General features: G+C 68.4%; 20 protein-coding genes and 1 tRNA gene. 12 read left to right on the top strand and 9 right to left on the bottom strand.

Going from position 1 to position 21,409, the window contains the following annotated elements:
• Positions 1–21 precede the first annotated feature (21 nt).
• The 8 genes from ROR02_RS10460 to ROR02_RS10425 all read left to right on the top strand — a co-directional run bounded on the left by ROR02_RS10460 (position 22) and on the right by ROR02_RS10425 (position 6,014).
• Positions 22–303 (top strand): hypothetical protein, encoded by a 282-nt coding sequence (locus ROR02_RS10460; RefSeq protein ID WP_147163970.1) that lies wholly within the window; start codon positions 22–24, stop codon positions 301–303.
• 87 nt (positions 304–390) lie between these two features.
• A complete protein-coding gene (locus tag ROR02_RS10455) occupies positions 391–1,029 on the top strand; it encodes a hypothetical protein (RefSeq protein WP_147163969.1) in 639 nt (212 codons plus the stop codon).
• Positions 1,029–2,423 (top strand): phage portal protein, encoded by a 1,395-nt coding sequence (locus ROR02_RS10450; protein ID WP_147163968.1) that lies wholly within the window; start codon positions 1,029–1,031, stop codon positions 2,421–2,423. Before ROR02_RS10455 ends, ROR02_RS10450 begins: the two co-directional genes overlap by 1 nt.
• A complete protein-coding gene (locus ROR02_RS10445; RefSeq protein WP_147163967.1) occupies positions 2,416–4,167 on the top strand; it encodes a prohead protease/major capsid protein fusion protein in 1,752 nt (583 codons plus the stop codon). Before ROR02_RS10450 ends, ROR02_RS10445 begins: the two co-directional genes overlap by 8 nt.
• Entirely contained in the window at positions 4,143–4,385 is a 243-nt protein-coding gene (locus ROR02_RS10440; protein WP_246135502.1) for a phage head-tail joining protein, read from the top strand. Before ROR02_RS10445 ends, ROR02_RS10440 begins: the two co-directional genes overlap by 25 nt.
• Position 4,386: 1 nt before the next feature.
• Positions 4,387–4,719, top strand: coding sequence for a DUF2190 family protein (locus ROR02_RS10435; RefSeq protein WP_147163966.1), 333 nt, complete (start codon positions 4,387–4,389; stop codon positions 4,717–4,719).
• A 15-nt stretch (positions 4,720–4,734) separates the two neighbouring features.
• Positions 4,735–4,929, top strand: coding sequence for a hypothetical protein (locus ROR02_RS10430; RefSeq protein ID WP_147163965.1), 195 nt, complete (start codon positions 4,735–4,737; stop codon positions 4,927–4,929).
• Positions 4,914–6,014 (top strand): tyrosine-type recombinase/integrase, encoded by a 1,101-nt coding sequence (locus ROR02_RS10425; protein ID WP_147163964.1) that lies wholly within the window; start codon positions 4,914–4,916, stop codon positions 6,012–6,014. Before ROR02_RS10430 ends, ROR02_RS10425 begins: the two co-directional genes overlap by 16 nt.
• Before the next feature lie 21 nt (positions 6,015–6,035).
• On the opposite strand, the gene ROR02_RS10420 is transcribed toward ROR02_RS10425, so the two are convergent.
• Positions 6,036–6,110: transfer RNA gene (locus tag ROR02_RS10420), tRNA-Thr, on the bottom strand.
• A 304-nt stretch (positions 6,111–6,414) separates the two neighbouring features.
• Between ROR02_RS10420 and pgi the strand changes: the two genes are divergently transcribed.
• The 4 genes from pgi (at position 6,415) to ROR02_RS10400 (ending at position 11,733) form a co-directional block, all read left to right on the top strand.
• Positions 6,415–8,055 (top strand): glucose-6-phosphate isomerase, encoded by a 1,641-nt coding sequence (gene pgi / locus ROR02_RS10415; RefSeq protein ID WP_147163963.1) that lies wholly within the window; start codon positions 6,415–6,417, stop codon positions 8,053–8,055.
• Positions 8,056–8,322: 267 nt separating this feature from the next.
• The gene (gene mutL, locus ROR02_RS10410) at positions 8,323–10,242 is read left to right on the top strand and encodes a DNA mismatch repair endonuclease MutL (protein WP_147163962.1); all 1,920 of its coding nucleotides are present in this window, start codon (positions 8,323–8,325) and stop codon (positions 10,240–10,242) included.
• Positions 10,243–10,269: 27 nt separating this feature from the next.
• The gene (locus ROR02_RS10405; RefSeq protein ID WP_174823025.1) at positions 10,270–11,124 is read left to right on the top strand and encodes a hypothetical protein; all 855 of its coding nucleotides are present in this window, start codon (positions 10,270–10,272) and stop codon (positions 11,122–11,124) included.
• 51 nt (positions 11,125–11,175) lie between these two features.
• Positions 11,176–11,733 carry a D-glycero-alpha-D-manno-heptose-1,7-bisphosphate 7-phosphatase gene (locus tag ROR02_RS10400; RefSeq protein ID WP_147163961.1) on the top strand — a complete coding sequence of 186 codons (558 nt, stop codon included), beginning with the start codon at positions 11,176–11,178 and terminating at the stop codon, positions 11,731–11,733.
• Here ROR02_RS10400 and ROR02_RS10395 read toward each other — a convergent pair whose 3' ends face one another.
• The 8 genes from ROR02_RS10395 to rpmE form a co-directional block, all read right to left on the bottom strand.
• Positions 11,734–12,501, bottom strand: a complete 768-nt coding sequence (locus ROR02_RS10395) for an SDR family NAD(P)-dependent oxidoreductase (protein ID WP_147163960.1) — start codon at positions 12,499–12,501, stop codon at positions 11,734–11,736.
• Between the two features lie 124 nt (positions 12,502–12,625).
• A complete protein-coding gene (locus ROR02_RS10390; protein ID WP_147163959.1) occupies positions 12,626–12,826 on the bottom strand; it encodes a hypothetical protein in 201 nt (66 codons plus the stop codon).
• Positions 12,827–13,173: 347 nt separating this feature from the next.
• A complete protein-coding gene (locus ROR02_RS10385; protein ID WP_147163958.1) occupies positions 13,174–14,532 on the bottom strand; it encodes a dihydroorotase in 1,359 nt (452 codons plus the stop codon).
• Positions 14,533–14,581: 49 nt separating this feature from the next.
• Positions 14,582–16,342, bottom strand: a complete 1,761-nt coding sequence (asnB, locus tag ROR02_RS10380; protein WP_147163957.1) for an asparagine synthase (glutamine-hydrolyzing) — start codon at positions 16,340–16,342, stop codon at positions 14,582–14,584.
• Between the two features lie 11 nt (positions 16,343–16,353).
• Complete coding sequence (locus ROR02_RS10375; protein ID WP_147163956.1) at positions 16,354–17,433, bottom strand: glycosyltransferase; 1,080 nt, start codon at positions 17,431–17,433, stop codon at positions 16,354–16,356.
• 105 nt (positions 17,434–17,538) lie between these two features.
• Positions 17,539–18,600: a glycosyltransferase gene (locus ROR02_RS10370; protein ID WP_147163955.1), complete on the bottom strand. Its 1,062-nt coding sequence runs from the start codon at positions 18,598–18,600 to the stop codon at positions 17,539–17,541.
• A gap of 313 nt (positions 18,601–18,913) precedes the next feature.
• Positions 18,914–20,809, bottom strand: coding sequence for an adenylate/guanylate cyclase domain-containing protein (locus tag ROR02_RS10365; RefSeq protein WP_147163954.1), 1,896 nt, complete (start codon positions 20,807–20,809; stop codon positions 18,914–18,916).
• 294 nt (positions 20,810–21,103) lie between these two features.
• On the bottom strand, positions 21,104–21,322 hold the full coding sequence (gene rpmE / locus ROR02_RS10360; RefSeq protein ID WP_147163953.1) for a 50S ribosomal protein L31: 219 nt from the start codon (positions 21,320–21,322) through the stop codon (positions 21,104–21,106).
• Between the last annotated feature and the right edge of the window lie 87 nt (positions 21,323–21,409).

The raw sequence follows: 21,409 nt of genomic DNA, 5'->3' as shown, positions 1-21,409 counted from the left end.
GATCACGGAAGGAAGCCAGCCATGGACGGTATCCCCCGACATCTCGCCTTACACCCAATTACCAATTCCGTTCACTACCTCGCGGATGATGTCTTGGATATCATGACATGGATCGAGGTTATTCGAAGTGTTCAGCATGCACAAGATGAGTATGATCCTGCGCTTTGTCTGATAATCGACCAAATGGAGAAGCGTTGCGAAGCCCTGAAGGAGCGCATTTATTCTGTTGAAGGCGATGTGTATTACCTGGAAGATTCCTCTTTGGCCCAATCTGTCTCCCAGGCCGGGCCGGGCGTTGTCTGAGCGTGTGAAGCGCACGCAACGAGGTTTTTGACCGGGAGGCGAAGATAATGCTAGACGTGGCAAACTTTCCTGATTAGGGTGTTTGCTATGAATGGCGAACTGAGCGACCAAGAACTGATGCGCCGCCTTGCAATCCGTCGGTTTCGACAGGATTGCGTTGCCTACGCAACGCGCGTCAATTCATCCACCATCATGAACTATCTAAAGCTGAACAAGCCTCCCTTGAACCTTGTTTCAGAAGCCCCCGGACGGGGGCGGTCCCGCCAATACGCGCTTATTGACGTTTACATGATTGCCCTGGTCCGGGAGCTTGTGTTGTTGACAGGGAACGCTCAAATGGCGATTTCACTTGTTAACAATATTACATACGAAGATGATCTGGACGAATTAGACAATCCTTCTGCCGAGGAGACTATTAAAGAAGCCTATATCGATGACATCGAAATGGCACCACATTTTTATTGTCATCGCTCATGGAAGCCTTTCAATAGCTCGTCTTATCATAATGGTGGTGATTGGTTTCTTCTCGGAACGGTAGAGGGTGGATTGCAGCCGATGATGTACAACCCCAATAATCCGAATTACAGAGAAAAAGAATTTGAAAACCCGATGATGTACGGATCCGTTTCCGTGAGAAATGGCCTATTTATTAATTGTACTATGACATTTAGTCAGGTTGATCGCAATATTCATAAGTATCTCTCCGAGCAAGGGGAAGCCGTGTGATGTCGGTGTTGTCTCGCCTTCTTCGCCCACGTGGGCGCCGTGCCCTGGATGCGGCCGGGGGCGGGTGGCGCTGGGCCGGGCATCCGGTGCTGGGAACCACCATCCCCGCCCCCTCGTCCCTCGTGCGCCACCGGGCCGCCTATCAGGCCCGCAACGACGCCCACGTGGTGCGCGCGGTGCATGCCCTGGTGTCCAACATCGTGGGAACCGGCTTGTGGCCGCGCTCGCGCCACCCCGACGAAGCGATCCGCACCCGGCTGGCCGAAGCCTTCGCGGCGTGGTCGGAACGGGCCGATGCCGCCGGGCGCCTGGATTGGCCCGCGTTGCAAACCCTGCTGGTCCGCTCGATGATCGAAAGCGGCGAAGCCTTCGTGCGTCGGGTGACCGGGCCGGATGGCCGCTTGCGCCTTCAGGTGCTGCACCCCGACCAGGTGGACCCGTCCTTGTCGCGCGACCTGGACAACGGCCACCGGATCCGGGCCGGGATCGAACTGGATCCCTGGGGGGCGCCGGTGGCCTATCACGTGCTGCCCCAGCGCCCCGGCGATCTGGCGCCCTTGACCTGGGAACCGGTCCGCGTTCCGGCCGATTCCATGATCCATCTGTTCGAGGTGTTGGAGCCGGGCCAGGTGCGCGGCCTGTCCTGGCTGGCGCCGGTCATGCTGCGGCTGCATGAACTGGCCCAATACGAGGATGCCCAGTTGGTCCGGCAGAAAGTGGCCGCCTTGTTCGTGGGCTTCTTGAAGGATCCGCAAGGCGATGGTGCCGGCTTCACGGGCGCCCAGACCGGCGGGCTTCTGGAAACCGGGCTGGAGCCGGGCACCTTGAAGGTGCTGCCCCCGGGCTATGACGTGGCCTTTTCGACCCCGGCCGAGATCGGCGAGAACGACACCTTCATCCGGGGCCAGTTGCGGGCCATCGCCGCCGGGTTGGGGGTGACCTACGAACAACTGACGGGCGACCTGAGCGGGGTCAACTATTCGTCGATCCGGGCCGGGCTGATCGAGTTTCGCCGCCGGGTGGACTCGTTGCGCTGGACGTTGCTGGTGCCCCGCTTGTGCCGTCCGGTGTGGCGCTGGTGGCTGGAGGACGAGGTTTTGGCCGGAACGGTGCCGCTTGCGGCCTACGGCCAAAACCCCGCCCCCTGGCTGGCTGCCGACTGGCATGCCCCGGGATGGGATTGGGTGGACCCGGTGAAGGACACCCAAGCCGAAATCATGGCCGTGGAAGCCGGGTTCAAGGCGCGCTCGCAGGTGATCGCCGAACGGGGCGAGGACCCGGTTCGTGTTGATACCCTGCGCCGCCAGGACGCGGAACGGGGCTCCGGGCTGGAAGCCGCCCCGCGCCCCGCCGCGCCCGCTCCCGGCCCGTCCGAGGAAGCCCCCGATGCCTGATCTTCTGACCCGGGTTCAACCCCTTGCCACCTTCGATGCCGACACCCGAACCGGGCGGGCGGTGATCACCACCGGGGCGCCGGTGGCACGGCGCGACCTGTCGGGGCCGGTGCTGGAAATCCTGCCCCTGGACGCCATGCGCCCGGCGCCGGCCGGGGGCGTGCCCCTGCTGGACTCCCACCGCCGCCAGACGATCGCCGATATCCTGGGCCGGGTGACCGAGATCCGGCGCGAGGGCGACGAGGTGGTGGCAACCTTTCGCCTTGCCGATCGCCCCGACCTGGTGGGCCGGGTGGCGGACGGCACGATTACCGATGTGAGCATTGGCTATTCGGTGGGCGCGTGGCGCGCGGGCAAGGCCGAGGACGGCACCCGCACCATCACCGCCCAGGACTTCACCATTGTCGAGGTTTCGCTTGTGCCGCTGGGAGCCGATCCGGGCGCCAAGCTGAGAGAGGCCCCCATGACCGACCTGAACACCGCCGTTCCGTCGGCGCCCGCCGACGACGTGCGCGCCCTGGTGACCCTGGCCGGGTTGCCCGACGCCTTCGCCGCCGACCTGATCGCCCGCAACGTCCCCTTGGAGGACTGCCGGGCCGCCGTGCGCCTGGAACTGGGCAAGCCCCCGTCGGCGCCGATCCAGACCGAAATCCGGGTGGCCGTTGGCGTCGATCACGATGCCCCCCACGCCCGCGCCGCCCGCATGGGCGAAGCCCTGTATGCCCGCCTGAACCCCGCCCACGCCCTGACGGCGCCGGCCCGGGACTATGCCGGCATGACCACGGCCGACCTGGCGCGCGACTGCCTGACCCGCTCCGGCATGCCGGTGACCGGATTGGGGCCGGCCGCGCTGGTCACCCGCGCCTTGCATGTCACGTCGGACTTCCCGCTGGCCCTGGCCGACACCGTGGGCCGCACCCTGCGCGATGCCTACCGCGCCACGCCCTCGGGCGTGCGCCAGTTGGGCCGGCAGACCACGGCGCGCGACTTCCGGGCCAGGGCGCGGCTTCAAATGTCGGATGGTCCCGAGTTGCTGAAGGTGTCGGAAGCCGGTGAGTTCACCCGGGGGACCTTGGTCGAAGCCGGGGAGTCCTACCGCCTGGACACCTACGGCCGGATCATCGGCTTGTCGCGCCAAGCGATCATCAACGATGACCTGGGGGTGTTCGCCGACCTGACCCGGCGGGTTGGCGCGGGCGCCACCACGTTCGAATGCCAGTTCCTGGTTGACCTGATCACCGCCAACGCCGGCGCCGGGCCGATCCTGGCCGATGGCAAGCCCCTGTTCCATGCCGACCACGGCAACCGCGCCGCAATGGGTGGGGTCTTGTCGGAAGCCACCTTGTCGGCGGGGCGCTTGGCGCTGCGCCGTCAAACCGATCTGACCGGGCGCCCGATCGACGCCACCCCCGCCTTCCTGCTGGTGCCCGCGGCCCTGGAAACAATGGCCGAAAAGCTGCTGTCGCAAATCCAGGCGACCAGGACCAGCGACGTGAACCCGTTCACGGCCCTGACCCTGGCCGTGGATCCGCGCCTGGACGACGTTTCCGCCACCCGCTGGTATCTGGCCGCCTCGCCCGCGACCATCGACGGGTTGGAATACGCCTACCTGGAAGGCGCCCCGGGGCCGCAAATCGAAACCCGGGCCGGGTTCGATGTGGACGGGGTCGAGATCAAGGTTCGCCTCGATTTCGGGGCGGGGTTTGTCGATCACCGGGGATGGTACTGCAACGAGGGGGCCTGATCATGGCCACCTTGTCCGACCTGATCACGCAACGGGAAGAGCTGCGGTACCTGCGCGCCCAGGGAACCCGGTCGGTTGAAGTCGAAGGCAGGCGAGTCGAATACCGCTCGGACGCGGAAATGGCCGCCGCCCTCGCAGCCCTGGACCGGGAGATTGCCGCAGCGCAATCGCCCGGCCCGGTGACCCAAATCCGCTTCCTCACCACAAGGGGGGTGTAACATGCGCAATTTTGTCCAGCCCGGCCACAACGTCACCCTGAACGCCCCCTATGCCCTGCCCGGTGGGGCCGGGGCCTTGGTCGGTGCCCTGTTTGGCGTGGCGACCACCGACGCCCCTTCCGGCGCCGCCGTGACCCTGGCGACCACCGGGGTCTTCGACCTGGCCAAGACCGCCGGCGAAGCCTGGACCGTGGGCGCCAAGGTCTATTGGAACGACGACGCCAAGACCGTCACCACCACCGCCACCGACAACACCCTGATCGGTGTTGCCCTTGCCGCCGCCCCGTCCGCCGCCACCGTGGGGCGCGTGCGCCTCAACGGCGCGGTCGCTTAAGGGGGGGGGCTCATCATGGTCGCGCAACCGGCTGCCGTTCGAAAAAAGGAACTAACCAACGCCCTTAAGGCGGGTGTTGATACCGGTCTGGTCATCTCCAAGTATGAAATCGATCGTAACGGAAGAATAAGCATTTTTACCGGAACGGACGCGACGGATACAGGCGAAGAGTTTGCGTTGAAGGAGGTGGAAAAATGGCATCGGAAGTGAATATCCCGCACCTCCGCCGCAAAACCAGCGGATGGTACTGGGAACCTTCCCGTCGTTTGCGGGCGCTTGGTTTTTCTTCTGAACCCCTTGGCAAAGACCAGAAAAAAGCCATTGATCGGGCAATGGACTTGAACAAGGCGGTCGATGCGTCTTTTCAGGACCAAAGAACGGCAAGTCCGCCAGCGGGAACGGTGGCACGGATGATCCTGGACTTCCAGACCAGCGATCGTTACAAATCGCTATCTGACCTGACCCGCCGCGATTACGATCGTTATTTGAGGGTGGTGGAAGAGGTTCTCGGGAAAGTCGCGGCCGGCTCCCTAACCCGCAAAGTCGTCAAGGCATTCCAAGCCGGGGTGGAAGCGAACTACAAGCCGTCGGTGGCTGCCTCCTTGTTGCGCACGTTTTCGGCGCTATGCGGGTATATTTACGACCAGGGATACTTTAAGGAACACCCCGCGCGGAACCTCCGGATCAAACCGGCTGCCGAACGCGATCAGGTTTGGACGGAAGAAAACATCGCGGCGTTGACGGATGCCGCCTTGGGGGCGGGGCGCCCTTCCGTGGCTCTGGCGGTTCACCTGGGATTTTGGCTGGGACAACGGCAAGGCGACATTCTTAGCCTTCCCTGGTCCGCCTATGACGCCAATGCCCGCACCTGCGAGATCAGGCAATCGAAAACGGGAACTCGGCTTGTGGTGCCCGTGTTTCCTGAACTTGCGGCCTTGCTGGACAGCACCCCACGCCGTTCCCCGGTGATCGTGGTCAACGAAGGAACGGGACGGCCCTACACCATGGAGCCATTCTCGAAGCTGTTTCGAAAAGTAGCCAAAACGGCCGGTCTACCCACCGACCTTCAGTTCCGCGACTTGCGCCGCACCGCTGCCACCCGGCTCGGGGAAGCGGGATGCTCCGACGACGAAATCCGCGCGATCACCGGACACAAGAGCCGAAGCGTCGTGGCGCGCTATGTGCGCCCCAATTCAATCATGGCCGAATCGGCGATGAACCGCCTTGGTCAGTACCTTTCGGGAACCTTGACGGAAAGCCCCTCTGAGAACCGACGGAAAAAGGACCTGGGCTAACCCATAAGCCCTTGAAAAGAATGGTGCCGTGGAGAGGATTTGAACCTCCGACCTACTGATTACGAATCAGTTGCTCTACCCCTGAGCTACCACGGCGCCCGAGAGGCCCGGACCATAATCCCCAACGTCTGCCAGCGCAAGCCCCCTTGTGATGCAATCGCGAAGGAAAGTATCGCCTCCACGCCATGCCAGCCATCCCTTGGATTTCCCGGCCTCGGGCCTACCGGTCGGGCGGCGGCTCGGGTATCGTGCCGGCCGGCGCGGGGGCCGTTGCTCGTGCCGGCCGGCGCGGGTCTGGCATTCGTGCCGGCCCTGCGTCCATCCGATACCTTTTAACTTTTCTTTCTCAATTCGCTTGCGCCCTGATTCTCTTTCCCTGCCGTCCCCAGGAGCCTCCCTCATGACCGACCTGACCCGTCTTGACGCCTGGCAGGCGCTGGCCGCCCATGCCGAGAGCGTGCGCGACACCCCGATGCGCGCCCTGTTCGACGCCGATCCCGACCGTTTCCAGCGCTTTCACCTGCGTCTGGGGGATCTTGTGCTCGATTATTCGAAGAACCGCCTGACCGCCGAAACCCTGCCCTTGCTGGTGGAGTTGGCCCGCCAGACCGGGGTCGAGGCCCGGCGCGACGCCATGTTCGCGGGCCAGCCCATCAACAGCACCGAGCAGCGATCCGTGCTCCATGTCGCGTTGCGCGATCCCACCGACACCCCCGTTCTGGTCGATGGCGCCGACGTCAAGCCCGAGATCCGCGCCGTGCTGGAACGCATGAAGGCCTTCACCACCGCCGTTCATGACGGCACCTGGCGCGGCGCCACCGGCAAGGTGATCACCGACGTGGTCAACATCGGCATCGGTGGCTCGGACCTGGGCCCGGTGATGGTGACCGAGGCCCTGAAGCCCTATGCCCGCCCCGGCCTTCGCGTTCATTTCGTTTCCAATGTTGATGCGACCCACATCGCCACCACGCTGCAAGGCCTGGACCCGGCCACCACCTTGTTTCTGGTCGCTTCCAAGACCTTCACCACCCAGGAAACCCTGACCAACGCCCAGACCGCGCGCGCCTGGGTGGTCGATGCCCTGGGCGAAACAGCGGTGCGCCATCACTTCGCCGCGCTTTCCACCAATGCCAAGGCCGTGGAAGCCTTTGGCATCGATCCCAACGTGATGTTCGGGTTCTGGGACTGGGTGGGCGGCCGCTATTCCCTGTGGTCGGCGATCGGGCTGCCCATCGCGCTCGCGGTCGGGTTCGAGGCTTTCCGGGCCCTGCTTGATGGCGCCCACGCCATGGATGACCACTTCCGCACCGCGCCCTTGGACCAGAACATGCCGGTCATCCTGGCCCTGCTCGGGGTATGGTATGGCGGCTTCCATGGCGCCCATGCCCACGCCGTGCTGCCCTATGACCAGTCCTTGCACCGGTTGCCCGCCTACCTTCAGCAAGCCGACATGGAAAGCAACGGCAAGCGCGTGACCCTTGATGGCCAGCCCGTGGCCTGGGGCACCGGCCCCATCTTGTTCGGCGAGCCCGGCACCAACGGCCAGCACTCGTTCTACCAGCTCATCCACCAGGGAACGCACCTGATCCCGTGCGATTTCCTGGCGCCGGCCACCAGCTTCCACCCCCTGGGCCGTCATCATCCCATTTTGTTGTCCAACGTGCTGGCCCAGGCGGAAGCCCTGATGCGCGGGCGCACCGAGGCCGAGGCCCGGGCCGAGCTGGAAGGCCGGGGCCTCAAGGGAGCCGAGCTGGAAGCCTTGCTGCCTCATATCGTCTTCCCCGGCAACCGGCCGTCGAACACCCTTGTCTTCCGCCGCCTGGATCCGCGCACGCTGGGCATGATCATTGCCCTCTACGAACACAAGATCCATGTCCAGGCCACGGTGTGGGGCATCAATGCCTATGACCAGTGGGGGGTCGAGCTGGGCAAGCGCCTGGCCGGCGCCATCTTGCCGGAGCTGGAGGACGACACCCGCCCGCTGGCGCATGACGCCTCTACCAACGCCCTGATCGGCCTGATCCGCGAGTGGCGGCGCTAGAGTCAATCGCGCGAGCCCCCGCGCCGCGACGGCGGCGCGCGGCCCCTGCCGCGAGAGCTAAGCGCACGGAGTGCGTGCCCGGCGTTTGAGGGCACTGCAAAGACTCCCGGGCAATCGGTTCACCCGGTTGCCCGGGAGGCGCCGGTGTGCGCTCTTGGCGTGAACCCGCCCCGCGATTATGTTTCCAGGAGCGGGGTGGCGGGGCAAGAGGGCCCGCGCCGGCCCCCTTGTCCTTTGTCATCCCCCGGAATCCGGCGTTCGTTTCCCATGACCATTCGTCTGCTGCCCCCCACCCTGGTCAACCGCATCGCCGCCGGCGAGGTGGTCGAGCGCCCGGCCTCGGTGCTCAAGGAACTGGTCGAAAACGCCATCGATGCCGGGGCCGGGCGCATCGACGTGGTTCTGGCCGACGGTGGGCGCGCGCGCCTGGTGGTGGTCGACGACGGCTGTGGCATGACCCCCGACGAGATGGTGCTGGCGGTTGAACGCCATGCCACGTCCAAGCTGCCCGGCGACGACCTGCTGGCCATTCATACCCTGGGCTTTCGCGGCGAGGCCCTGCCCGCCATTGCCTCGGTCGCGCGCCTCACCCTGACCAGCCGTCCGGCCGGGGCCGCCAACGCCTGGAGCCTGAGCGTGGAAGGGGGCGCCAAGGGCACGCCCGAGCCCGCCAGCCATCCCCCGGGCACCCGGATCGAGGTCCGCGACCTGTTCTTCGCCACCCCGGCCCGCCTCAAGTTCCTGAAGGCGCCCCGCACCGAGCAGGGCCACGTGGTCGATGCGCTGCACCGGCTGGCGCTGGCCCATCCGGGGATCGGGTTTTCCCTGACCGATGGGGATCGCTCCGTGCTGCGGCTGGCTCCGGCGCAAGGCGATCTGTTCAGTGGCCGCCTGGACCGCCTGGGCGCCATCCTGGGGCGCGACGTGGCCGAAAACGCCATTCCGGTGGATGCCGAGCGCGACCCCCTGCGTCTGTCGGGGGCCATCGCCCTGCCGACCTGCAACCGCGCCACCACCGCCGCCCAGTACCTGTTCGTCAATGGCCGGCCGGTGCGCGATCGCCTGCTGCACGGGGCGGTGCGCGCCGCCTATGCCGACGTGCTGCCCCACGACCGCCATGCCATCGTCGTGTTGTACCTCGACCTGCCCACCGACCTGGTGGACGTGAACGTGCATCCGGCCAAGACCGAGGTGCGCTTTCGCGATGCCGCCCTGGTCCGGGGCCTGATCGTTTCCGCCTTGCGCCACACCCTGGCCCAGGCCCGGCCCCAGGCCCATCCCGCCCTGGGGGCCGAGGTCCTGGACGCCTTGCGCGCCGGTGGAGCCGGAGACGACCCGCTTCCGGCCGGGACCCTGCCGCCCCGCGCGCCCCAGGGAACCGGCTCCTTGCCGTGGCACGGGCCGCGCCGGCCCGGCCAGGGCGCCTTGCGCTTCGCCTACGCCGCCCAGGCTCCCGCGCCGTGGACGGGATCGGGGGCGGGCGCGGGAGAAGGCGGCGGCCTGGCCGAGTCCGGCACGGCGCGGGTTCCCCTGCCGGCGGGCGTGGTCGAGCCGTTTCCGGCTTCCGCCGAGGGTCTTCCCGAGGACCCCGGAGACATCCCCGACGAATGGCCCCTGGGGAGGGCGGTGGGGCAGATTCATGCCACCTACATCCTGGCCCAGAGCCGCGACGGTCTGGTCATCGTCGATCAGCACGCCGCGCACGAACGCCTGGTGATGGAGCGCATGAACGAGGCCCTGGCCGAGGGGGGCGTGCGCCGCCAGGGGCTGCTGCTGCCCGAGGTGGTGGACCTTGACGAACCGGCCGCCCAGCGCCTGCTGGAAGCCGCCGAGGATCTGGCCCGCCTGGGGCTGGGGATCGAGGCCTTCGGTCCCGGCGCCGTGGTGGTGCGCGAGGTTCCGGCCCTGCTGGGCGATACCGACGTCAAGGGACTGGTGCGCGACCTGGCCGACGGGCTGGCCGAATGGGGCACGCCCCAGATCCTGCAAGACCGGCTGGGGCACGTGGTGGCCACCATGGCCTGCCACGGGTCGGTGCGGGCCGGGCGGCGCCTGGGGCTGGCCGAAATGAATGCCTTGCTGCGCGCCATGGAAACCACCCCCCGCTCGGGCCAGTGCAACCACGGCCGCCCCACCCATGTCACGCTGCGCCTTGCCGATATCGAGCGCCTGTTCGCCCGGCGCTGATCATCCCTCTTGACGGGAGTCTGGCCCATGCTCGCGGAATGGATCCTGGCGTTGACCACCCCGGCCCCCCCCGCGACGCGGCGCCTGGGTCTGGTGCACGACACGGTGGCCCTGTGGGCGCGGTCGCGCCGGCAGGCCCGGGCCTGGGCCCCCCACCGCGAACAGGCGCAAGCCGCCGTGTTGCGGGTGGCCGACCAGGCCCCGGGCGAGGGGCTGGCCGTGGTGCTGGGAGCCGGGTGGCTGCTGGAGGTGCCGCTGGAGGCCCTGGCCGCGCGCTTCCAGCAGGTGGTTTTGGTGGACGCGGTGATCCCCTGGCCCACGCGCCTTGCCATCCGCCGGGCCGGGCCGGGCGTTCGGGTGTTGGAAACCGATCTCACCGGCATTCTGGGCCCGCTGGCCGCCTCGCCCGCCACCGAACCCGTGGTGCCCGATCCGGCGCTTTTTCCTCCGATCGCGCGCGCGGCAGATCTGGTGGTCTCGGCCAACGTGCTGAGCCAGCTCGCGGTGGCGCCCCGGCGCTGGATGGAGCGGGCCGGCCAGGACGGTGCCGCCCAGGACCGGGTGGCCCGGGCCCTGATCGACGCCCACCTGGCGGCGCTGGCCCAGTGTTCGGGCGCGGTGTGCCTGATCACCGACTTCGAACGCGAGGAGCGCGCCACCGACGGCGCCGGGGCCGCCAGCCGGGTCGATCTGCTGTTCGGCGCCCGCCCGGGGGTGGAGGGCACGCGCTGGTGGTGGGATCTGGCGCCCCCGGGCGAGGAGGGCCGGCACCTGCGCGTGCGTCACCGCGTCATGGGAGGGCGCTTCCTTGCGGAAGGGGGAGGGCGCTTCCTTCCGGAAGGCCCGTCCGACGCCGCGCTGGCCTGCGCGCCCGTTCCCTGATACCACGGCCCGCTTCCTTATGATCGGCCCCCTTCCAACCGGAGAAAACACATGGCCCCTCCGTCCCGCCGAGCCGTGTTGCTCGACCGCGATGGCACGATCAACGTGGATGTCCATTACCTGTCCGACCCCGACCAGCTGCGCCTGTTGCCCGGCGCCGCCCAGGGATTGCGCCGGCTGCAAGCGGCCGGGTTCGCGTTGATCGTCGTCACCAATCAGTCGGGGGTGGCGCGCGGCGTGATCGATCCCGAGGTGCTCGATCGCATCCACGATCGCTTTCATGCCTTGCTGGCCGAGGAAGGCGTGACCCTCACCGGCCTTCATGCCTGCGTGCATGGTCCCGACGACGATTGCGCCTGTCGCAAGCCCCGCCCCGGGCTGGTCGAGGCCGCCCAGGCCCTGACTCCGTTCGATCCCGCCCAGTCCTACATGATCGGCGACAAGCAGGCGGACCTGGATCTGGGGCTGGGCGTGGGCGCCTGTTCCATCCTGGTGCGAACCGGGCATGGGCGCGAAACCGAGGCCGAGGGCGCCCCGGGCGCGGCCTTCGTGGCCGACTCCCTGGACGAGGCGGCGTCGTTCATTCTGGCCCGCGAGGCCGCCCGGTAATCAGCCCAGGCGCTGGGCGCCGTCCAGGCGGATCACCGATCCGTTCAGCATGGGGTTCTGGCACACCGCCACCACGAAGCGGGCGAATTCGTCGGCATGGCCCAGGCGGGCCGGAAACACGCACGCGGCTTCCAGACCCTGACGGACCTCGGGGGTCAGGCCGGCGCTGACCATGGGTGTTTCAAACACTCCGGGTGCGATCGCCACCACCCGGATGCCATGGCGGGCCAGCTCGCGCGCGGCCGGCAAGGTCAGGGCCGCCACCGCGCCCTTGGAGGCGGCATAGGCCCCCTGGCCGGTCTGGCCTTCAAACGCCGCGATCGAGGCCGTGTTGACGATCACCCCCCGGGCGCCGTCCGGGGTCATGGGCTCAAGCGCCGTCATGCGCGCCGCCGCCCGGCTCATCACCGTCACCGTGCCCATCAGGTTGACCTCGATCGTGCGCCGGAACGAGTCCAGGTCGATCGGGCCATCGCGGCCCACCAGCCGCCCGGCGCTGAAGATTCCGGCGGCGTTGACCACGAGGCGGGCCGGGCCGTGGACCGCCGCCGCTTGGTCGAGGGCGGCCGTGACCGAGGCTTCGTCGCACACGTCGCACACCAGCCCCAGGGCCCGGGGGCCCAGCGCCGCCGCCGTTTCCTTCACCGTGTCGCCGGCCCGGTCGAGCAGGGCCACCCGCGCGCCCGCGTCCACCAGGGCCGCCGCCGTGGCCCGCCCGAGGCCCGAGGCGGCCCCCGTCACCACGGCTACCGATCCGTTCACGTGCATGGGTGCCCCCCCCTCGTCCAACGGGCAAAGGGGGTCCCCTTCGCCGTTTCTTTGTTATCGGGAGAGGCTATCGCGGGACTTGCGTTTACGTCAACGTCAATGGCAGGGCAAAAACCCACCCTGTTCAGTGGACCACGGGCGGGGGGCCTTGCCCGGGAAAACCACCGAACTGCTGTTCGAGCGCCAGGCGGGCGCAGCCGATGAGCATGCCCACGTCCTTGCCCACCACGGCGAGCGCTTCTTGCTCCAGATGGGTCAGGGTTTCCCACAAAAGGCGGGCCTGGTCCTTTTTCGGAGGGTTGTCCGGATCCACTGCCTTGGTCACGCCTTTACCTCCTCGCCGAAAACCCATGGTCGCGGGGGCTCCGGATTCAACCGTCATGCCCCATCCGCCCCCCCTGATGCTGACGGAATGGTCGAATCTGTCAAGGGACGGGTCAATCCGCCTGAAATGCAGGTCATCCCTGCCAAAAGGACAGGGCGGAAAAACCAAGGTTCTCCAAAGGGAAGGACCGGACGCCGGACGGCTGGAAAAAAGTCTAGGAAAAAGTCGGGGCCTCGGTTTGATCCGTCCGGAGGACCTGACCATAAGACTCGCCCCCTCAAGCGGCCGGGGCCGCCTCTGCCCGCCGGTGCCTCCCGCGACTCGAGAGGCACCAACCGGCCTTTTCCCTACGCCAGCGACCCCTCGGCCGGAGCCGGGGGCAGGGGATGGAAGCGCATCGGCGCGCCCAGGGGAGCCCCCTGAAGCTCGCCCTCGCGCATCACCACGTGGCCCCGAATCACGGTCATCACCGGCCAGCCCGTGACCGTGTGGCCGTTGAAGGGAGTCCACCCGCAGCGGCTGGCGCTCCAGGCGTCGGTGATCTCGCGGCGGGCCGAGAGGTCAACCACCGTCAGGTCGGCATCGAACCCCACGGCGACGCGGCCCTTGCCGGCGATGTCGAACAGGCGCGCCGGTCCGGCGCTGGTCAGGTCCACGAAGCGCTCCAGGCTGAGGCGCCCGGCGTGCACGTGATCAAGCATCACCGGCACCAGGGTTTGCACGCCGGGCATGCCCGAGGGGCTGGCCGGATAGGGCCGGGCCTTTTCCTCGCGGGTGTGGGGCGCGTGATCGGATCCGATGACATCCACGATTCCCTGATCCAGGGCCGTCCACAACGCGGCCCGGTGGCGGGCGTCGCGAATCGGCGGGTTCATCTGGGCCAGGGTGCCCAGGGTCTCGTAGGCCTCGGGTGCGGCCAGGGTCAGGTGCTGCGGCGTTACCTCGACGCTGGCGATATCGCGGTAGGCCTGCAACAGGGCCATTTCCTCGGCGGTGGTGACGTGCAGCACATGCACCTTGCGCCCGGTCTCGCGCGCCAGGGTCAGCAGGCGGGCGGTGGCGCGCCGGGCGGTTTCGGCGTCGCGCCACTCGGCATGGGCGGCCACCGGCGCCCCCTCGGCGACCAGGGCGCGGCGTTCGCGCAGGCGGGCCTCGTCCTCGCAGTGCACGGCCACCCGGCGGATGCCCGAGGTCAGCACCCGGCGCAGCACGTCGTCGTCCTCGACCAGCAAGGTGCCGGTGGACGACCCCATGAACACCTTGATGCCGCAGCAGCCAGGCGCCCGTTCCCAGCCGCCCAGGGCGTCGGCGTTGTCGGCGCCCGCCCCCAGGTAAAACGCGTGATCGCACCAGGCCCGCGCGCGCGCGCGGGCCAGCTTGTCCTTGAGCGCGGCGAGCGAATCGGTCGGCGGCGTGGTGTTGGGCATTTCAAACACCCCGCACACGCCCCCCAGCACGGCGGCCCGGGTGCCGCTTTCCAGGTCTTCCTTGTGTTCCAGGCCCGGCTCGCGGAAATGCACCTGGGTATCGATCACCCCGGGCAGCACGTGGAGCCCGGCGCAGTCCACCACCTGGGCCGCGTGTCCGGGGTCCAGGGCGCCGATCGCCGCCACGTGGGGCCCCCGGACGCCGACGTCGGCCCGAACGGTGCGCCCGGGCAGAACCACCGTGCCGCCGGTCAAGATCAGGTCGAAGGTCTCGGTCATGGCGCGGTCCTTTCCGTGTGACAACAGGGGGCGGCCCCTCGGGCGGCCGTTATCCCGGGGTGGCTAGGCAGTGGAACACGTCGCCCTCGGGAGCCAGCCCCCCGACATGGCGCCGGTGCCACAAGGCATAACTGAGCAGGACCCACGCCCCCAGGGCCGCGTCCTTGCGCGGGCTTTCAAACAAGGCGCGCACCGCCTGGGGCTCGGCCAGGGCTTGCACCGCCGGGACCGCCGCGACCAGGGCGCCAAGGCGCGGGCCATGGGCGTGGATCCACTGCCCCACCGGCACCGTGAAGCCCTGCTTGGGCGCGAACGCGTTCGTCGCCGGCAGATGGCGGTCCAGCCACGCGCGCAGCAGCCACTTGCCGCGCCCGCCCCGGATCTTGAGATCGTCGGCCAGCGGCAGGCAGAAGGCCGCCACCTCGGGGTCCACGAAGGGCACCCGCCCTTCCACCCCGTGCGCCATCAAGCAGCGGTCGAGCTTGTTCAGCAGGTCGTGGGGCAGCCAGTCGGCGCAGTCCACCCGCTGGGCCTGGATCAGGCGCGAGCCGCCCAGGGCCCGGGCCCGGGCCTCGGCCCCGGCGATGCCCTGGCGCCAGGCGCGGGACTGCGCGCGCAAGACACCCAGGCCTTCCAGCAAGCCGGTCCGGCGCAAGGGGCGGCCAAACGGCCACGGGCGGCGGGCATGGCGATAGCGGCCATAGCCGCCCAGCATCTCGTCGCCCCCCTCGCCACACAGCACCACCTTGACCTCGGTCCGGGCGGCCCGGGCCAGCAGCCAGGTGGGAACAATGGCGTAATCGGCCACCGGATCATCGAGGGCCGCCACCATGGCCGGCAGGTGGTCGAGAAAATCGCGTTCGCGCACCGGCACCACCACATGCCGGGCCCCGACGGCGCGCGCGGCATCGCGGGCCGGCTCGGCTTCGTCGGGCGCGCCGCCCTCGGGGAAACTGGCGGTGAACGCCAGCACCGGCCGGTCGCCCAGGCGGGCCATCAGGGCCAGGACAGCGCACGAATCGATGCCCCCCGACAAGAACAGGCCATAGGGCACGTCGGCGCGCTGGTGCACGGCGACACTGTCGGCCAGAACCCGGTCCAGTTCCGCCAGCGGATCCTTGGGCGTAACCAGGGGCGTGGGCGTGGGGGGCAGGGCCTCGCGGTGGTGACGGGCGACGATGCGGCCATCCTCGATCACCAGAAGCTCGCCCGGGGCCACGCGGTGAATGCCCGCGAAGGCGGTTTCGGTCCCGCACGTGAACTGAAGCTGAAGCAGCTGGTCGCGCGGGCCCGGGTTTTCCACCGCGTCCACCAGGCGGGCCGCGATCAGGGCCTGGGGCTCGCTGGCAAAGGCCACGCCCCACGGGGTTTCGGCGATGTACAGGGGCTTGATGCCAAACGGATCACGATGCAGCACCAGGCGCCGGGGGCCCGGATCCCACAGGGCGAAGGCCACCATGCCCCGCAAGGCCCCGGCCCCGTCCACGCCGTGATCGGCGTACAGGGGCAAGATCGGTTCGCAATCCGAGTGGGTGCGAAACCGGGTTTCCCCGAGCATCTGGCGCAGCAGGGGATCGTTGTAGATTTCGCCGTTGGCGACCAGAACCCGGCCGGCGTCGTCGATCAGGGGCTGATCGCCGCTCACCAGGTCCACGATGGCAAGCCGGGTCTGGACCAGCAGCACCCCCGGGGCCTCGTGCAGCCCGCTGCCATCGGGGCCGCGATGGGCCAGGGCCTTGATCAGACGCGCCGCCAGCCCTTCGGGCGGCTCTCGTCCCGGCAGACACGCGAGCCCCGCGATTCCACACATGGCAGGTCCCTTCAGGCGGCCGGAGCCGGGGGGTGGGCGGCGCCGGTCCGTTCGGCCGCGCGCTGCGCCACCACCTGTTCAAAGAACGCCCGGTAGGCGCCCACCACCTTTTCCTCGGTGAAGCGGGCCTGATAGCTTTCCCAGCCGCCCCGGGCCAGGGCTTCTTGCAACGCGGGCGATTCCAGGGTCTGGCGGATGGTCTGGGCCAGGGCCCGGGGATCGTCGACCGGCACCAGCAGGCCGTCTTCCCCGTGGGTGATCAGGCTCGCCGGGCCGTGGGTGGCGGTGCAGATCAGCGGGCGGGCCTGGGCCCAGGCTTCCAGCACCACGTTGCCGTGCGGCTCGTGACGCGAGGGGAACACAACCAGGTCGGCGGCGGCATACAAGGCGGCGGTGTCGTCGCGCCAGCCCAGGAAGCGCACGCGCGGCTTGATGCCCAGCTCGCGGGCCAAAGCCTCCAGGTCCGCGCGCAAGGGGCCGTCGCCCGCCAGCCACAAGTACGCATCGGGCACCTGGGCCAGGGCGCGCAGCAGGGTATCGAAGGCCTTGTTTTCATGCAGGCGCCCGAGCGCGAAGATCAAGGGCACGTTGTCGGGGGTGTACAAGGTCTTGCGCGCCGCCGGCTCGCCCCGGTCCAGGGGCACGAAATTGGGCAGGTGCACGGTGCGCTCGCGCGGGAAGCCGGAGGCCACCACGTGCTCGCGGATATCCTCGGTTAGGCAGACCAGCCAGTCACAATGACGATAATACTTGATGTCGTAGAAACCGCCCAGGCGCGCGCACAGCACATGCGAGCCCGTTGGCGTGAACCGGGCGCCCCGGTTCATCCAGGCGAGCGCCACGGCGGGCTTGAAGCGCGTGATTTCCTGGCGCATGCGCACCATGGTCTTGAGGTCGAGCCGGCCCCCAAAGGGGAGCAGGACCGGACGAAGCCCCGCCTCCTGCAGGCGGTCGATGCGACCGGACGCCGGACGGGTCAAGATGTGCTGATGCGCGCCAGCGCGGTGCAGGCCGATGCACAGCCGTTCGAAGAACAGTTCCGCCCCGCCTTGTTCGGCACCGGCCATGACTTGAAGGATACGCAGGTCCATCGGGCACTCCAGGAGAAGCGGCAAGGACGGCAGGCCTGTTAATCATAGCGGCCCGTGGCCCTTGGCGCCAGAAAGCTTGAACCGTTGGTCTGTACGAGAACGGGATTACACGGTCATCAGGCGTTCCATGGACAGGGCCACGGTTTCCCAGGCGCGACGCCGTTCCGGGCGGGCGGCGGTACCCGCCAGCGAGCGCCACACCTCGGGGCCGCGCAGGATTTCAAGGGTCACGTTGGCCAGGGCCTCGGTATCGGGCACCAGATAGCCGCTCTCGCCGTTGACGATGCGGTCGGCGCAGGCGCCCCGCTGGCGGGCCACGGCGGGCAGGCCCGAGGCCTGCGAGTCGGCCAGGGTCCAGCAGATCATATCCTGGGGATGACCGGGATACACATGGACGCGGGCCTTCTGGTAGACCTCGGCCATCGCCTTCGAGGGCAAGGGCGCGCGGACCTCCACCCCCGCCGGCGCCAGCGCGCGCGCGCGCGCCGCCAGCGCCCCCAGGGGCGAGAGGGGGTCGAGGGGGCCCGATTCCGGCTCCAGCATGCATGCAAGGCGCGCGGAATACACATGCAAGGCGGCGGCGGGAATGGCGGGATGGATCCGCTCCTCCCACAGATCAAGCACCTCGGCCAGGCCGTGCAGGGGGTGGGTGGTGACGATGGCCACCGGCGGCTCGGGCGGTTCGGGCCGGGCGTGGCCGTCCCAGGCGGGGCGGAACACCGGGTCGATGCCACAGGGCACCACCGTGCCGCCGCCCACGGGCGAGGCGTTGTAGGCGGCGAGGCCGGGCAGGGCCAGGGCGGGCCGGAAGGCCTCGATGGCGGCGCGTCCGTCCGGCCGGCCCAGGGCCTCGGGCGTTCCCAGCGCCCACAGCACCCGGGCGGGCGCGTCCGGGCAGCGATGAAACAACGCGGGATCGGCCACCGCGATCACCGCGTCGGGGGGCTCGCCGGGCAGGAGGGCATCGTTTTCGACCGGGAGCGGCGACCACAGCACCCCGGACACGCAAGTAGTGCGCGGCGCGCGGTTGAGCACCTGAACCTCGTGGCCCCGATCGGCCAGGGCGGCGGCCAGGGCGCACACCGCCCGTTCCAGCCCCCCCAGGGGGCGCCGGGCCGGCGTTTCGCCGTCATAGACCGCGCCATCCTCGATCAGGACGATTCTCATGCCATTTCCTCCAGCGGCCGCCGCCAGCGCGATCCGGGGCGGCCTCCATGGAGCACCGCGCGTTGAACCGGATCCGGGCCTGGTGCTCTAACTCTTTGTTTTTACGCTTTGCTTATTCGGAAAGCGGTTTGCGCTTCTCGGGTCTCACTCTAGCGTGCGTGTTCCGGCTTGCCAACGGGCCCTTGCTCAAGGCCTTGGTCCGGGGGACCCGGGAACCACGGGCGAAGGGCCCCGGAGCGGGATCCGAAAAGCGCGAACCGCTCCGGATCTGTTGTTTTCGGGAAAAGCGGCCCCCTTTTTTCCGGACCAATCCTTACGGGGAGAGGGGGGGCGGCGCGGGATCGGTTTCGCCGGAGTCCGCGCCGGAATCGGCCGGTTCCTCGTCGCGTTCCCAGATCACATCATAGAGGCGCTGGGGCTCGCTCACGCCCTTGAGAGGGGTTTCGCCCCGCGAGCGGAAGAAGAGAGTCTTGCCCTGGGTCAGCTCCCGCACGACGCTGGAGCACAGAATTTCGCCGGGTCCGGCTTCGGCGCAGATGCGCGCGGCCAGGGTAACCGCCAGGCCAAAATAATCGTTTTCCTCGACCACCGGCTCGCCGGCATTGATGCCGATGCGAACCGACAAGGGATTCTCGGGCGAGCTGGCATTATAGGCGGCAATGCCGCGCTGGACCTCGGCCATCGCCTCGACGGCCTGCGAGACGACGGGAAAAACCGCCATGATGCCGTCGCCGGTATGCTTGACCTCGCGGCCACCGAACCGGTTCAGGGCCGAGCGCACCAGCGTGTTGTGGATGCGCGTCACCCCGCGCGAGACCGCGTCGCCCACCCGGCTGTTCAAGGCGGTGGACTCCACAATGTCGGTGAACACGATGGCCACGGTGCTCGACGAGGCGCTATGCGTTGGCGGCGCCGACCATTCCGCCATGGTCGCCGGCAGGTCGCGGAAGGGATCGGCATCCTGGGTCAGCAGGTGCCCCATGGCCTCGCGCCCCTGGCTCATCATGCGCATGTAGCGCGGTTCGAGGGCGTATTCGTCGAGCTTGTCCATGAACATCTGGGCAAGCGCGGCGCGGGTGCCCATCACCTCCAGGGTTTCGCGCAGCAAGGGGCGCAGGGCAAGCGGTCCCAGGCCCAGGCGCTGGCCCAGCATGTCGATCCCACCGGCCAGGTAGAGGTTGAGGCCAAAGCGGGCGAAAACATCCAGGGGAGGGCGCGTTCCCTTCAGGATTCCCACCGCGCCGCCCAGGAACGCCATGGCCAGGCGCCGGCCCTGCTCCTGCTCGGGGCTGAGGGTGGGGGCGGGGGCCGCCTGCGTGCTTTCCTTCCGGGCGGCGGCCTCGCGCCGGGCGGCCTCCCGGGCCTCGGCCTCGCGCTGGGCGGCTTCCTCCCTTTCGCGCTGCTCGGCCTTTTCGCGCCGGGCCCGTTCGCGGGCGGTTTCGGTTTCGAGAACCGGGGGGGGGCCGGGTTCTTCTTCCATCAGCGAAACGGGATCCACCTGTCCCTCGGGCCAGTGGGCGGCGGTGGTCTTGGGCAGGCGGGCATCCTCGGCGGTGGCCGGAACCGGCATGGCGCGGGGGCCGTCGTCGAGGCGGCGGCGCAGTTTCTCGTCGCCCCGCAGCAGGCTGGCAAAGGGAATGAGGCGCCGGCCGATCACCGCCGTGCAGATCAGGAAAATCGCCAGGAAAAGGCCGAACAGCAGCGAGCCCAGGTTCCCCTGGGCCACCGTGAACCCCAGGGACGAAATCAGGTTCAGCAAGGCCGGCACCAGGGCGGTGCTCAACGACGCCAAAATCAGGCTGGCGCTCAAGACCAGCAGCACCCGGCCCAGAATGTCGGCGGTTGACGCGTTCACGGCGCGGGCGCGCAACGCCTCGGGATCGCTGTAGATTTCCAGGCCTTCGGGAATCTGGGCGTTGGGTCGTGCCCCCGTGCTGGCGGTGCCGGCGGCCGTGGGGGCGGGGCCCCCGATCCATTGCCCGGGGCGGCCCTCTTTCAGGCGGGGGCTCAGGTAAACGACTTCTTCCGCCGACCCGAGCCCGTTCGTATTATAGGTTTCCCGGACCACCTTGGTGGCCTGGCCGGTGCGGTTTTCCAGGTCCCTGGCTTCGCTCACGGCCTCGTCGCGTTCGCTGCTGGCGAATCGCTGGCGCAGGCTCCAGCCGTTGGCTTCAAGGACATACAATTCATAGTGGACGACGGCTGGCATATCGACCGTGCTTCTGGCAGGTTATCCCATCCGACCGGCCCGAACCCCGCGTCGCGGGCGGCAGGCCGCAGGGGTGACCCGGCCTGGGGGCGAAACAAAACCTCTCCTCGCGACGGAGGCCGCAAGGAGGGAGTTGCAGGTCAGGCCCCCTCTAGGTCGATATGTAGGCGGATTTGCCCCGAAACGCAATTCAAAGCGCGTGACAAGTCCGCTGGCCCCTCAAAACGGATGGCGGCCCTCCCTCTTGGGGAGGGAGGCCGCCAGGCCGGAGAGGGCGAGGGAACGCGAACGCCCTTACTTCTTCAGGCCAAAGCCCGCGAAGCGCTTGTTGAACTTCGCCAACTGCCCTCCGCTGTCGATCAGACGGTGCACGCCCGTCCACGCCGGATGGGACTTGGGGTCGATATCCAGGCGCAAGCTGGTCGCCTTCATGGTCGAGCGGGTGGTAAACTCGCTCCCATCGGTCATCTGGACGGTGACCTCGTGATAGTCAGGGTGGATGTCCTTTTTCATCGCCTCGCTCTCCCGCGAAAAAGAGCGGGTCTTATACAGAGGACCCGCCAGGGGCGCAAGACAAATGGCGCGCCGGGGCGGGGCAAT

Origin of the sequence: Pararhodospirillum oryzae, from assembly GCF_007992075.1 — a bacterium.
GTDB lineage: Bacteria > Pseudomonadota > Alphaproteobacteria > Rhodospirillales > Rhodospirillaceae > Pararhodospirillum > Pararhodospirillum oryzae.
This window is presented reverse-complemented; position numbering and strand designations above follow the sequence as displayed.

What these genes read in the sequence shown, in the direction of transcription:
- ROR02_RS10460 (WP_147163970.1), top strand. Translation starts at nt 22, where the DNA reads ATGGACGGTATCCCCCGACATCTCGCCTTACACCCAATTACCAATTCC.
- ROR02_RS10455 (WP_147163969.1), top strand. Translation starts at nt 391, where the DNA reads ATGAATGGCGAACTGAGCGACCAAGAACTGATGCGCCGCCTTGCAATC.
- ROR02_RS10450 (WP_147163968.1), top strand. Translation starts at nt 1,029, where the DNA reads ATGTCGGTGTTGTCTCGCCTTCTTCGCCCACGTGGGCGCCGTGCCCTG.
- ROR02_RS10445 (WP_147163967.1), top strand. Translation starts at nt 2,416, where the DNA reads ATGCCTGATCTTCTGACCCGGGTTCAACCCCTTGCCACCTTCGATGCC.
- ROR02_RS10440 (WP_246135502.1), top strand. Translation starts at nt 4,143, where the DNA reads ATGGTACTGCAACGAGGGGGCCTGATCATGGCCACCTTGTCCGACCTG.
- ROR02_RS10435 (WP_147163966.1), top strand. Translation starts at nt 4,387, where the DNA reads ATGCGCAATTTTGTCCAGCCCGGCCACAACGTCACCCTGAACGCCCCC.
- ROR02_RS10430 (WP_147163965.1), top strand. Translation starts at nt 4,735, where the DNA reads ATGGTCGCGCAACCGGCTGCCGTTCGAAAAAAGGAACTAACCAACGCC.
- ROR02_RS10425 (WP_147163964.1), top strand. Translation starts at nt 4,914, where the DNA reads ATGGCATCGGAAGTGAATATCCCGCACCTCCGCCGCAAAACCAGCGGA.
- pgi (WP_147163963.1), top strand. Translation starts at nt 6,415, where the DNA reads ATGACCGACCTGACCCGTCTTGACGCCTGGCAGGCGCTGGCCGCCCAT.
- mutL (WP_147163962.1), top strand. Translation starts at nt 8,323, where the DNA reads ATGACCATTCGTCTGCTGCCCCCCACCCTGGTCAACCGCATCGCCGCC.
- ROR02_RS10405 (WP_174823025.1), top strand. Translation starts at nt 10,270, where the DNA reads ATGCTCGCGGAATGGATCCTGGCGTTGACCACCCCGGCCCCCCCCGCG.
- ROR02_RS10400 (WP_147163961.1), top strand. Translation starts at nt 11,176, where the DNA reads ATGGCCCCTCCGTCCCGCCGAGCCGTGTTGCTCGACCGCGATGGCACG.
- ROR02_RS10395 (WP_147163960.1), bottom strand. Translation starts at nt 12,501, where the DNA reads ATGCACGTGAACGGATCGGTAGCCGTGGTGACGGGGGCCGCCTCGGGC.
- ROR02_RS10385 (WP_147163958.1), bottom strand. Translation starts at nt 14,532, where the DNA reads ATGACCGAGACCTTCGACCTGATCTTGACCGGCGGCACGGTGGTTCTG.
- asnB (WP_147163957.1), bottom strand. Translation starts at nt 16,342, where the DNA reads ATGTGTGGAATCGCGGGGCTCGCGTGTCTGCCGGGACGAGAGCCGCCC.
- ROR02_RS10375 (WP_147163956.1), bottom strand. Translation starts at nt 17,433, where the DNA reads ATGGACCTGCGTATCCTTCAAGTCATGGCCGGTGCCGAACAAGGCGGG.
- ROR02_RS10370 (WP_147163955.1), bottom strand. Translation starts at nt 18,600, where the DNA reads ATGAGAATCGTCCTGATCGAGGATGGCGCGGTCTATGACGGCGAAACG.
- ROR02_RS10365 (WP_147163954.1), bottom strand. Translation starts at nt 20,809, where the DNA reads ATGCCAGCCGTCGTCCACTATGAATTGTATGTCCTTGAAGCCAACGGC.
- rpmE (WP_147163953.1), bottom strand. Translation starts at nt 21,322, where the DNA reads ATGAAAAAGGACATCCACCCTGACTATCACGAGGTCACCGTCCAGATG.